Genomic DNA, 12,539 nt, shown 5'->3' on the forward strand with positions numbered 1-12,539 from the left:
TTGCCCAGTCTGAGATTCGCATATTGAAGCCCGGCTTCGTGAGCTGCGCCGAAGCGAGAGCGGTCTCCAAGTTATGCGCATAGCGCTCGTCGGCACGGTGACGCCGGTGCGTTGAGCCGTTTCCAAGTTGAACGGAAGGTAGGTGCGAGGACTGAGCATGGAGCCATTCGCGATCGTTGCGATACAGCCAGGCAAATGCCGCAGGGGCAACCCTCCGTGCTGAGGCCCGGCCGATCGCCGCTTCGGCCGATACAACCCTCAACCACGCCTCTCGTGCACGCACTCTGGCTGCCTCATGGCGAACCTCGTGCCAAAGCTCTTGGAGTCCCGGCACGATCCTGAGGATTCTGGTCACGGTCACCTCGCTCATTCCGATCCGTAGAGCCACATCCCGCTTGTTCACCCCTTCCACGAGCATGTCTATCGCAGCGCTCCAGCGCTCGTCATCAAGCTTCTTCGGGCGCCTGGCGGTTTGTAGTCCGGCTCTGGCCGCCCAAACGGCAACAGTGCCTGGCTCCACGCCAAGTCGGTTTGCGATTGCAGTCATAGATTCGCCGCCAGACAAGAGTGCGGTCACTGCCGCGACTGCGCGCCCATCTTTGCCGCCATCGGCTTGTCCAGAATCAACTTGTGCTCGAGCTGTAATTGCAGGCGCTGCTTGCGGCAGGGGCGCGTCGTAGGCGTCGATGAACTCATCCAGGCTGTCAAAGAACAGACAGAGCCACGCGATGTAACGAAGCGGATGAGTCAATCCTCGGCCGGACAAAATCCGCGTCAACTGTGCCGTGGACACCGCCACGTCGAGCTGCATGGCGAAAGGCGGCAGCATGTTCAATGCAGCCACATGCTGTCCCATGTGCGCCTGCAGGTCGGCCCACGAAACCCGTCCAGCTCGGCTCAGCACACCGCACCGGCTCAGCCCGGATCTGAAGCCCTGTGCAAGGCGTTGGGCGTTGGCAAGCCTAGATGCCGGCAATCGGCATAGCGCAGCGCCGAATGCGGCCATACGCAATCCAAGTTCACAACTTCGAAGTGAGCTCGGACCCGTTGCCCAAGGCACAAGCGCTGCACCCATTGGCAGCGCCCACTGAAATCGGGCACGCTGGTCCAGCTTGATCGGAGAGACTAGCAACGGCGTGCTGTGCTCTTCGCAGTACCAGGATGACGGCAGCTGATGCGTGCGCCGCCAGTGCGCGACGCCGAACTGCTGTCGATCTAACTTCATGCAGCATGGACAGGCTTTCAGGGGATGCGCCGCGCCAAGCCCGCTGGTGAGCATGCCAAGTTGATACTTCAGGTGCGCCACGCTCCCATCGATCAACTGCGCCTGAGCCTGCTCGACAAGTGCCAGAGAACGAAACGGCGCATAAAAGGCAAGCAGCGTTCTGTCTGTGCAGATGTCACTCGCAGCCCCCAGGCTGCCTTCAGCACGGCGGACCAACGCTCCGATGCCGTCCGGCAGATCGTGGGCCACCCCTCGACGACGCGCTCCGAACAGTTGCATGCATGTGGCCGCCGCGAGGCCATTCACAGCCAAATGGTGATACCGACTGCACCAGCTGAACAAGGTCTCATCAGGCAGCCAGGGAATCCGCTCCCCCAATGAAGCTCGATTCGCACTCACCCCTGCTCCTCAGTTGCCCCGCCCGGGTCTTTGTGAACACTGCGATCCTTGGCTCTGGCCGGCGACAGAAGATCAGCACCCGCCATCAGTGCTTCTGCGCTGATGGGTCCGCTGCGCGGCAGCCTGGTAACCGTCGCTGCCTTGCGTCCGGTACTCGCAGCTTGCCCGGCAGCACAGCGCAACGCCGCGAGTACGCCTTTCTCCTCAAGCGTCAGCGCACTCTCTACGACATGTTTCGCTGCAGCTGCAGGGACAGTTAGAGTTGTAGCGGCACGAGGACCAGAAATAGGTTTGCCCTCGACTGCGCCACCGGGAGAAAGAGACGCGTCCGTGAAGGGACAAACCAGACCCCGATGTCGCGCCCTCTCGCGCGCACTGAAATTGATCGACTGCAGTGCCTCGACATCAGCGCGTTGGCTTGTGAACGCAGTTGATTGAAATGCTCGTCTGACTTCTGCCATCGACACCGGCCGCGTGACGGAGGAAGGCCAGGCTTGCCTGCAAGACTCCAGAAGCAGGATACTCAGCAGCCGATACAAGCCACCAGTCAGTCGATAGAGCTCGGGACCATCCCGATCCGGCACCAACTCAAAATGACCTGGCGCGACGCGCACATACTCGGCGATGACATCCCGCCAATTGGATTCGCCCAAGGAAGGAACATCGAGAAGGAGGCAGTTGGCAAACAATCGATCCTTGTCTTCTTGCGGCCGCTTCAGTAGTTTGTGCCCGAGCGAGTAGTTGAAACAGTAAACAAGATACGGGCCCAAATCATTCAGCTCTGTCAATAAGTTGGCAATCAAGGTCGTCGCCCCCTCACTGCGAGTCATCGACTGCAACTCGTCTACTGGCACCAACAGCGTCCCCTGCGCAAACAACCATTCTCGAAGGTGCTGCACGAGCCCTGAGGGGCTGATGTTGGTTCTGCCACCCACGAAAACTGGGTTGGCCAGACGACATAGAACCGCCTGGCTTGAACGTTCCGCAGTCAAGATGAGCGGAACGACAGGCCTTGAGCAAGCGGGCACGCTTGGCGTCAGACAGAAGCCCTCGGGTGGTTGAAGAGCACGATCCAAGGCGAGAATCAGCGAAGATTTGCCGACGCCTGCCAGCCCGGTCAGCCCCCAAATTTCCGGCTCGACGGTCAGCAACGGACTTCTCGCGTATATGGCATCTTCATAGGTCTTCACACATGAGAAGCGGTGCGAAGCATTTCCCCGGGCGCGGTCGACCAACTTCCGCAAGACGCCCAGGTGCTGATTGCACGGCAAATAGATCTGCTTCCATGCTGACCTGAGCTCATCACAAGCTATGGTTGGCGACTTGCCGACAAGACTGAGTCCCTGCTCAGCCCTCAGGGTGACTTTTGCCCGCAAGCTCTCGTCCGAATCGAGACCTTCAAACCAGACATCCCACGGGCGCAGGACCTTGACGCCGGCGCTCATGGTTTTCCTCCTTGGGCGCGCAGGATGGGCATGATCTGTCTCGACTCTTCCCGCGAAGCGGCGTTGCCTCGCTTGGCACGACCAGGCCTCGTCTCGAAGGTTTCGTACACGCCCCCAGATTGGGCCTCGAATCGCTCTGCCACGTCTGCTTTGGCGGCTTCACGATGCACCGTCAGGCTGGCCCGTTCGCGGCGGCGCAACTCCATTAATTGCGCCATCTCCTCGATACAGAGAAACAACTCGCCTTCATCCGTTTGAATTCCATAGGCCGCATCGACCACGACGATGCCGCGCGGCGTATCGAGGAAGATGTGCCTCAAGCACATTGGGAATGCATAGCCTTGAATTGCACGCGCTCCGGCGAGGACCCCGCTGGAATGCAGAGCCTTAGACCAAAAGCGAAAGCCCAGGAAGTACACCGCGCCGTCTTCCACGGTCACATCAATTTTCTTGAGGTACCCGCGGATCGCCTGCTCCTGGGGAATTCGATAGGCCATCGTTCGGCCGAGGCTTGTCAGATAGTTCCAGAGCCCAATCGGCGTCGGGAACACCCCCGCACTCAGCGCGCTCGGCCCAAGCCTCGAAATGACGTCGGTTGTCTTGTTGGATTCGATGGCGCGCCAGATTTCGCGAGTCGCCAATTGCACCAACGTCTGGCTCGTCACTTTGAATTGCGGAGCCCCTTCCGACTTGACGCTCTTGGGGTTGCGCGTTTCCACATTGGCTTTGGATTGCCCAGAATAGGATGGTGCAATCTCTTTGATGGTCGCCAACAAATCGGCATCGACCGCATCTCCCCCACTCGTCGCGCCGGGCCCTCGATCAGTGAGGTCATGCATAGGAAGGCCCACCGTCGGCCATTCATCCTCTCGAATGACGATACCGAATAGCTTGCAGAACCACACTTTGTCCACAGCCATGCAGAACTTGGCCATACGGTAAGCCTCGGCCTTCTCGCCCTTCACGGAAAAGCCGATACCCACGATCGCCCCGGTACCCACGCAGATGATTCGCACCACATGCAAGCGAGGCAGGTAGCTCCCCTCGATGTAGCCCTTGGCAACGTCCTCGACAACATAGGCATCCGATTGCAGTGCCTCCATGGCATAAGCCACAGAAGCAATAAAGCTACCTCGCGGCTCAGCGAACTCCGACTTGACACGCGAGGCACCGTACTTCATCAGGCGCCGCGTTTCTAGATCAAAGGCCAGGCAGACCCGGTAGCTGAATTGCCCAAATGTCGGAAAGCGCGCACCTTCCGGGTGACTGAAAGCCATGCGTCCATCCGGCTCCGTATGAGGCCTGCAACCGAAAACCTTCAGCATCGAATTCCGGTAGACCGAGCGCATCGAAGCGCCAGGTGTCGCGAAGTCCCGGAAGCCCTTCTCACATTTGAGCCTGACATCGTCACCACAGGAGCTGTGCCCATTCCGGGCACCGTATTTGGAAGGTCTGCCGAACTTGCGCTCATGGGCCTTCCGTTCCCACTTGCCGATTTGCGTCACGCGGTAGTGCAAGGCCAATCTTTCTTGGCCGAACGCGATGTACGAAAAGAACGCCAGTCGATACCTCGACTCGTTCTGCACCGGAGTACAGGCTCTCGCCAACTTGTTCAAATATGCAGCGGGATCTGTGGCCTCGAAAACCTCCTTCACTCGCTCCAACGCAGGCCAAAGATGAGCCAACATCGCGTCTACGCGCCCATCGTGTGGGTGAGTCATATCGGTGCGACAGCGATCGTGCTCGATCAACTCGGCCATGGTGACGTCATCCAGCCAATGAGGAAGAGCACGCTGACATGGACTGGGACGGATCAGCTCGCTTTTGATGGCCTCTTCGAAGCGATCTCGTTGAAGGAAGACCACAACGGCTTTGAGACCGCCGGAGTTCACGGGTTTGGACTTCTCCGCTTTGGCCGTCGAAGAGGCGTTGAACGTCACCAACAAGACTCGATTGCGAGCCGCATCGCTGTACATCAAGTGATACGTCACGCCCGAGACCAAGCCTTCAAAGCCATGAGGGGCATGGAGTTGCGCATTGAGATGCATGTTCACACCTCCCTCTTGAACAGATGGGCAAAACGCTCAAACACGCTGTTCTTTTCAGGGCGCAAAGGCTGATCAACCAAAACCAGCGCGTCCATCAGATCGACCCTAACTCGACGCTCCCACAGCAAGCAAAAGAAAGCTTGTCGGACATCCTGGTAGTCACAGCCGTGGCGATGGGTCACACCCAGCAAGGCGACCTGCGGTGGTTCGCGTCCAACGGTGCCTCGGACGCGATCTTCTAGTTCCCGCAGGATGTCGCGATCAAGCTGACGCTGCGGGCGCTGGTGCAGGAACAGGAGGCGGAGGTTGTGATCGAGTGTCGGAGGGACGGTGTCGCTCACAAATCGAACGGTACGAATGCCTGCATCCAAATAGAGTTGCTCTTCGATTGCATGCCGGGCACGGGCAGCGCTGGCGTCGGCATTTGAATTCCGAACTCGGCGACGTAGATTGATCGTCCGGTTGAAGTCCTCCTCTGCCAGCTTGACGGACCAATTGACAACATAGGGCCCACGCCCATCGAAGAGAAACAACAGCAAGTCGCCGAACATGGGCGTGGGCACCAGCCGAGTCTCTTGGGACTGCTCGTCGTAATGACGGATCCAGCCGTGCGTCTTCAAAACATCCAGGCGCTCAGCAACAGCAATCGTGCCTTGCAGTGACGGCAAGTCCAATCCGACAGCGCGGGCGTGCCCAGACAGCGGATGCTGCTGTGGCTTCACTGGCAGCATCCGTTGCTCATGCATCTCAAACAAGTCGGGATGGAACAAGGCCAGCCTGGCTGCTGTTTGCTCCGTCGCAGACAACGCGTGAACGTAGCGCTGCAACTTCTGTGACCACATCTGCGCCGCTCGCGAAACGCTAGGGGCCTCCTCACGCGTGGCAAAAATGCCAGGCTGGTAGTCGGGGCTCCATGCCGGAGGATCTTGTCGGCGATGGATCTGTTGCAAACGGGCGAACGTCATCCGCCTCTGGGCCATAAGGTGTCCTTTCGCGCGATCGCGTCGCGCATGCTCGTGAATGAACGAGGGACACCCTTGACCCGCACCATTTAGGCGGGTACATTTTTTCCACTCCTGGAAATTTGAGGGTTTCCCTCGATACGTCTCAGAAAGCCGCAAGCGTTCCACCGCCTGCGGCTTTCGCGTTTGTGGGCTCAGGTTTTCATTTGGGCCTCCTTGGGCGTCAGTGGCGGCACGGCCGCTGGCACGTGCTCAACAGACGAAGCGACGGCCAGCAGCACGCCGGGCTCAATCTTCTTCAGGCCCAGCGCCAGAGCAATCTGATGGCTCTGCCCGCGTCTGGCCCGGCTGCGGCCATTCAGCACGTTGTAGACCATGTTCACGTCGAAGCCGTGCTCACGCGCCCAGTCCTTCACGGTGATGCCGTTGGCATAGAACTGATGACGCACGACCTCGACGTCGACCGGATCGGGTTGAGCTGGCTGCATGAATTTGACCAAATTTGCTTGTTTCGAAACGGGCCGGATAGGCCTCGCGCCGAGGGATGCTAAATCGAGGTCTTGCGGAGGACAATCTGCAACGTTGGCGCGGAGCAATCTGACGGCATTGATCGCAAGTGATTGATACGACTAATCTTTCTCTCTCCCATGCCTGTTTCTCATTAACTAACGGCAGGCAGCGTCGCCGCGAACTGGTGGACATTTTTTCGACGATTGCTTGGTCGTGGGATGTCGCAATGCGAGCCGATGTCGAACCTCTTGTCGACCTCGTCAAATGGCATGCGGGTGATTCCATGGAGCCGGCGAGGCTCAAGTACGCACACAGGCAGTGGTCGGAGCGCTTTCAGGGCCGAAGGTCACCCAGCCCAAAGCTCATCGCAGAAATGGAAGCTCGGAGCCCGGGGAGCGCGGCGACCTGGTCGTTGGCGCTATGGCCGGCCCTACGCGCTGACATGCCATTGGGGGAGTACATCGACGCCGTGGTTCAGCGGCTGCCCGAGAGAAAGTACCGAGCCTTTACCAAGTTGCTGCTTCGCAGCCTAAGGTTCCCCGGCCGTGTCGTTCATCCATATCTCCAGCCGGTGATTGATATGACGCTGTCAGCGTCCCTGGATGATCTTGCTTGCTTGCTCGTACTGCTGCGGCTGACCATCGAACGTGGCAAGGGACGTGAAACACCGATGGCCGAGAACCTGTTCGTTGTGATGCTGGTCCAGGCGCCTTGGCTGGCTGACCACGGTCTGTTGGCCCCCATCGCCGAGTACGTCGACAAGCACTTCTTCAAACGGGTCAACATCGCTTGGCTCAGTCATATCAATTCACAGGATTACCTGTATGCCGCGCACCAAGTCGCCGAGACCTTGGCCGTCACACACCCGGAGACACCCGGCTACGCTGCGTACGAAACGTGGAAGCCAGCCGTCTTAGCGTCCGGATACGCTTGGGAGCTCGTCGATGCAAGACGGCGCATTGCCGAGAACAAGGCAAAGAGAAGACGGTGCGTCAACAACACCACAAAAGGTTGAGACCCGAAGACTGAAACCAGCCAAAGGACAGGCAACTCACAACGCTATTCAATAGCTACAGTCCACGCCCCATCCTCGGTGCAGCAATCATGCTGGGTGGTGCAAATGGCGCAATGAAAGTCGCGCCACTTGCCAGCAGGATCGACGCTCCAAATGAATTAGCCTGAGTCGCAATGTCGCTATTACCCGGAAGGCCCAAGCCGCTGAAGTTGAGCGGCGCAATCCTGTTTGATTCTTTTGCCACTGCCAAGCTAAACGAAAGGCCATACCGCGACACCTTTGAGCAGATGCCCGGTGGCGCGGCCTACGTAAAGAGGCTTGAAAGACTCCAGCGCAGAAACCTGCAATCCCTCGACACAAAGGTGGAAGGGGACATGATGGAGTTCTTCCGGCGCGCTGGCATGGAGGCCGAGTTACTGGCGCGGCTCGAAGACCTGTTCGAACGCGTGCGTAAGGATCCAAGTCAGCTGGAGCAACTTGGACATTGGACGATGCAACTTCAGATGACTCACGACCTCATTCGTGCCCCGGCACTCATTGAGGCCAGGCACAACGCCGCCATTGAAGCCTCGTCTAAGCATCTTGATCGCTGTCTATATGACGGTGATTTTCCAGGTGCCGCATCCACTTGGGCAGCGCAGCCGGAGCTCAAGTGTTTCGTCACTCCTTTGGGATTGAAGTGGCTCAATCGATGCGAGTCACTGGAAGAAGCTTTGCTGACCCGGATGGTTGGGCTGTTCGATGCTCAGATTTGCATGCTCGCGAAAGTGGACGCAGAGCTACTGGCCAACGCAGATCCCCGCTTTCTTCGCCTGAATGACATGTTGGGCCCCGGCGGAGTGGTTCACTCGGGGGCGATCTATCTGCGCTGGGTGATGTCATGTGTTAAGGCTCAGACCTTGGCGGAGCTCTTGGAGCTCGCCAACAAAGGGACCAAAGCCGGTATGGACCCGTTGGACATCACCACCCTCAAGCGCTGGAGTTGCGGCCAGTCTTTCCCGTCGGAGGCCAAAGTCATCCAACTATCCAGCGCGCTCAGGCAGGCCCTCGCCGCGAAAGAGACTTGCCCTACTGGCCATGAAGAAGATCACTACACCGTCTTCTGGTTGGCGCGTCGTTTAGACCGCCAGGCAAGAATGATGAAGTGGCTCGCTCGGCCGAAGGAGCTCTTCATCCTGGAGGGAACGCGCTATGGCTTTCTTGACCTCTTTGAAGCAACCAGCGTGGATGACTGGTTGCGTTCGCGGGCGAAGCACTGGTCGGGACTCTTGGCCCAGGCCTGAGAGTCGACGCCCAGCTGACCTAAAGATCAATCAGCTCTTGTTTTTCGGGGGGGCATTGTCACGGTATGGCCCTGAAGGTTTGCCGGGAACTTTGCTGGGCCAGTTGGGTGGTCGCTGGGCGGGGGGCAGTGCAGGATGTTGCTTACCGTTCAACCGTGCAGAGTTGGGCGTATATCTCGTGATCAATTGCATGATGGGAGCTTCAGTGTGTTTTGTCGCTGGACCATTCCAACGACCGGCCGAAGCATCCCTCTCCCGATCGACTTTGTAGGTAGCAAAGTTTGGACACGTCCTGAGTGTCCGGCCCTCAGTTTCCCTCAAGTTCGCCAGCCCGCCTTCGCGCTCCCACATAATTGAAATCAAATCTCAAGTCACAAATGAGGGCAGGGAGTGCCACGTGGACAAAAAGTCGCTCAGCGAAAGAGACATTTGCACCAAGTTCATCGCACCCGCCGTCGTCGCGGCAGGCTGGGACATCCAGCGTCAGGTGCGAGAAGAAGTTAGCTTCACCAAGGGCCGCGTGATCGTCCGGGGAAAGCTGCACACTCGCGGTAAGTCGCGGCGCGCTGACTTCATCCTGTACCACCAGCCCAATCTGCCTCTGGCGGTGATTGAGGCCAAGGTCAACACCCACGCCGTGGGCGACGGCATGCAGCAGGCCTTGGACTACGCCGAAGCGCTGGACGTGCCCTTTGTGTTCTCCAGCAACGGTGACAGCTTCCTGTTCCACGACCGCACCGGCAATGCAGACCTCACCGAGACTGAGCTGACGCTGGATCAGTTCCCCAGCCCGGCCGAGCTCTGGCAGCGCTACTGCGCCTGGAAGGGTTTTAACGCCGAAGCCAGCCAAAAGGTCGAAGCCCCGTACTTCGACGACGGCACCGGCCGCATGCCCCGCTACTATCAGATGAACGCCATCAACCGCACGGTGGAGGCGGTGGCGCGTGGCCAGAACCGCGTGCTGCTGGTGATGGCCACCGGCACCGGCAAGACCTACACAGCGTTTCAGATCATCTGGCGCCTGTGGAAGAGCCGCCAGAAGAAGCGCATCCTGTTCCTGGCCGACCGCAACATCCTGGTCGACCAGACCAAGAACAACGACTTCAAGCCCTTCGGCGCGGCGATGACCAAGATCGCCAAGCGGCAGATCGACACGTCCTACGAGATTTACCTTTCGCTGTACCAGGCAGTGACCGGCGCCGAGGAAGAGAAGAACATCTACAAGCAGTTCTCGCCGGACTTCTTCGATTTGGTCGTCATTGACGAATGCCACCGGGGCAGCGCCGCCGAGGACTCGGCTTGGCGCGAAATACTTGCCTACTTCTCCAGCGCCACGCACATCGGCCTGACCGCCACGCCCAAGGAGACCAAGGAGGTTTCCAGCATCCACTACTTCGGCGAGCCGGTCTACAGCTACAGCCTCAAGCAGGGCATTGCGGACGGCTTCCTTGCTCCCTACAAAGTCGTGCGCATCGACTTCGACAAAGACCTGCAAGGCTGGCGCCCACCGGCGGGCATGCTGGACAAGAGCGGTCAGCCCATCGAAGACCGTATCTACAACCTCAAGGACATGGACCGGCAACTGGTGCTGGAGGCCCGCACCCAACTGGTGGCCGAGAAGATCACCGCCTTTCTCAAAGCCACAGACCCCTTTCAGAAGACCATCGTCTTCTGCGATGACATCGACCACGCCGAGCGCATGCGCCAGGCCCTGGTGAACCTGAACCCGCAGCGCATCCAGGAGAACCGCAAGTACGTCATGCGCATTACCGGGGACGAGCAAGAAGGCAAGGCCGAGCTCGACAACTTCATCAACCCCGAAGAGCGCTACCCCGTCATCGCCACCACCAGCAAGCTAATGACCACGGGCGTGGACGCGCAAACCTGCAAGCTCGTGGTGCTGGACCAGCACATCAAGTCCATGACCGAGTTCAAGCAAATCATCGGCCGTGGCACCCGCATCAACGAGGACTACGGCAAGTTCTGGTTCACCATCATGGACTTCAAAAAGGCCACCGAGCTATTTGCCGACCCGGCCTTTGATGGCGACCCAGTGCAGGTCTACGAACCCAAGGGCGACGAACCGCCGGTTCCGCCCGACGATGTGCCGGAGCAGCCCGAAGGCGGCGGACCTGTCGGCGGCGATGGCGACGACGCACCGCCCGATGAAGGCGACGACCTGGGCGGCGGTGGCGGCGGCGGCGGCGGCGGTCGCATCAAGTATGTGGTGGGCAATGTCTCGGTCTTCGTGGTGGCTGAGCGCGTGCAGTACTACGGCGCGGACGGCAAGCTCATCACCGAATCCCTCCGCGAGTACACCCGAAACTGCGTCACCAAGCAGTTCGGCTCGCTGGACGCCTTCCTGCGCCGCTGGTCTGACGCTGAGCAGAAGAAGGTCATCATCGAAGAGTTGGCCAACCAGGGCGTGCTCTGGGAAGCCTTGGCCGAAGAGGTCGAAGCTAAGCAGGGCGGAAAGCCGCTCGACCCCTTCGACCTAATCTGCCACGTCGCGTTCGATCAGCCACCGCTATCCCGCAAGGAGCGCGCCGACAACGTTAAGAAGCGCAATTACTTTGCCAAGTACCAAGGCCCGGCGCGGCAGGTGCTGGAAGCCTTGCTGGAGAAGTACGCCGACACCGGCCTGGAACCCATTGAGGACATCAAGATTCTTCAGCTGGACCCGTTCAGCCGCATCGGTGCGCCCATCGAATTGGTCAAGGCCTTCGGCGGCAAGGCTGGTTATGCGAAGGCGGTTGTCGAACTTGAAACCCAGCTCTACGCATGACCAAGTCCATCGACAACTATCAGCTTCGCGCAGCCCTGCTCCAACGAGGCTTTGAGGACATTACCAGCGCCGACCGCTCAACCAAATCTTGGAAGCTTCAGCATCCAAAGATGGGGAACTGGGTCTCTATCAAATTAGCTGAAGACACTCTGCGGCCTATGCGCACAGCTCCGCTGGTTATTCATCCTGAGGATGCGCGCCGGGTTGCCTCTGCAGTGCCAATTGGCGCAGGTGTCGTCTTTGAAGACGCCCCCTACAGAAGTGGCAGTACCAAGTACGCTGGCGGCATGCCTGGGCGGGCGCTTTCGCTGGCGAATGAGGCAGCTGTTGATGCTTTTGTATCGGCTGCCTTGACTGAGCCCGGCGAATCCCATGCCGTAGACCCCCTCGTATGGGCAGCCGCAACCGCTGACGTTGACGCTGGCCTGCAAGGGCGCGCCGTTACTGCAACTACCAGGACAGCGCTGATTGAAGCCCGCGTCGGCCAGGGTAGGTATCGAGAAGACTTATTGAAGATTTGGCACCGCCGATGTGCGGTTACTGGGTGTGGCATCGAAAAAGCTCTGGTCGCATCTCATGCTGTACCTTGGCGTGAGAACAAAGACCCAGAGACGTGCCTGGACCCCTACAACGGGTTGCTTTTGGCCGCTTCCATTGACAAGCTGTTCGACCAGGGCCTGATCAGCTTTGATGAGTCTGGCCGCATGCTACGGTGCACCGCTCTTCGCGGTGTAGATTTGCTTGCTCTCGGCATCACCGCAGACGCAAGGCTCCGAGCCATATCGCCCAAACACCAGCCCTATCTCGCCGCACACCGCAACAAACACGGCTTCATCGCCTGAAGCCAGGCTAGTGCATCTCCCCGAA

Annotated in this window: 8 protein-coding genes and 1 pseudogene; 4 read left to right on the forward strand and 5 right to left on the reverse strand. The window is 59.1% G+C overall.

The features are described 5' to 3' along the window. Positions 1-16: 16 nt before the first annotated feature. The 5 genes and pseudogenes from LNV28_RS02655 to LNV28_RS02675 all read right to left on the reverse strand — a co-directional run. A pseudogene (locus tag LNV28_RS02655) lies at positions 17-1,624 on the reverse strand (TnsD family Tn7-like transposition protein); the annotation flags it as partial. Next, a complete protein-coding gene (locus tag LNV28_RS02660; protein WP_263568718.1) occupies positions 1,621-3,069 on the reverse strand; it encodes a P-loop NTPase family protein in 1,449 nt (482 codons plus the stop codon). The pseudogene LNV28_RS02655 and the gene LNV28_RS02660, both read right to left, overlap by 4 nt. Continuing rightward, entirely contained in the window at positions 3,066-5,117 is a 2,052-nt protein-coding gene (locus LNV28_RS02665) for a TnsB C-terminal domain-containing protein (protein WP_263568719.1), read from the reverse strand. The genes LNV28_RS02660 and LNV28_RS02665 overlap by 4 nt, the downstream gene beginning before the upstream one ends. A 2-nt stretch (positions 5,118-5,119) precedes the next feature. Then, positions 5,120-5,959: a PDDEXK family nuclease gene (locus LNV28_RS02670; protein WP_263568720.1), complete on the reverse strand. Its 840-nt coding sequence runs from the start codon at positions 5,957-5,959 to the stop codon at positions 5,120-5,122. A 314-nt stretch (positions 5,960-6,273) separates the two neighbouring features. Then, complete coding sequence (locus tag LNV28_RS02675; RefSeq protein ID WP_263568721.1) at positions 6,274-6,579, reverse strand: BcepMu_gp16 family phage-derived protein; 306 nt, start codon at positions 6,577-6,579, stop codon at positions 6,274-6,276. A gap of 116 nt (positions 6,580-6,695) precedes the next feature. Here LNV28_RS02675 and LNV28_RS02680 point away from each other — a divergent pair, with 116 nt between their 5' ends. The 4 genes from LNV28_RS02680 (at position 6,696) to LNV28_RS02695 (ending at position 12,514) form a co-directional block, all read left to right on the forward strand. After that, positions 6,696-7,604, forward strand: coding sequence for a hypothetical protein (locus LNV28_RS02680; RefSeq protein ID WP_263568722.1), 909 nt, complete (start codon positions 6,696-6,698; stop codon positions 7,602-7,604). Between the two features lie 209 nt (positions 7,605-7,813). Next, positions 7,814-8,887 carry a hypothetical protein gene (locus LNV28_RS02685; protein WP_263568723.1) on the forward strand — a complete coding sequence of 358 codons (1,074 nt, stop codon included), beginning with the start codon at positions 7,814-7,816 and terminating at the stop codon, positions 8,885-8,887. 397 nt (positions 8,888-9,284) lie between these two features. Further along, entirely contained in the window at positions 9,285-11,672 is a 2,388-nt protein-coding gene (gene hsdR / locus LNV28_RS02690; protein WP_263568724.1) for an EcoAI/FtnUII family type I restriction enzme subunit R, read from the forward strand. Next, positions 11,669-12,514: an HNH endonuclease gene (locus tag LNV28_RS02695; protein WP_263568725.1), complete on the forward strand. Its 846-nt coding sequence runs from the start codon at positions 11,669-11,671 to the stop codon at positions 12,512-12,514. The genes hsdR and LNV28_RS02695 overlap by 4 nt, the downstream gene beginning before the upstream one ends. Positions 12,515-12,539: the final 25 nt, after the last annotated feature.

Source organism: Paucibacter sp. DJ2R-2 (assembly GCF_025717675.1).
In the GTDB taxonomy this organism is placed as follows: domain Bacteria; phylum Pseudomonadota; class Gammaproteobacteria; order Burkholderiales; family Burkholderiaceae_C; genus Paucibacter_A.

Bases quoted from the DNA above. Each gene is read 5' to 3' on its own strand.
- LNV28_RS02695 (WP_263568725.1), top strand. From the start codon at position 11,669: ATGACCAAGTCCATCGACAACTATCAGCTTCGCGCAGCCCTGCTCCAA.
- LNV28_RS02670 (WP_263568720.1), bottom strand. From the start codon at position 5,959: ATGTGGTCACAGAAGTTGCAGCGCTACGTTCACGCGTTGTCTGCGACG.
- LNV28_RS02665 (WP_263568719.1), bottom strand. From the start codon at position 5,117: ATGCATCTCAATGCGCAACTCCATGCCCCTCATGGCTTTGAAGGCTTG.
- LNV28_RS02660 (WP_263568718.1), bottom strand. From the start codon at position 3,069: ATGAGCGCCGGCGTCAAGGTCCTGCGCCCGTGGGATGTCTGGTTTGAA.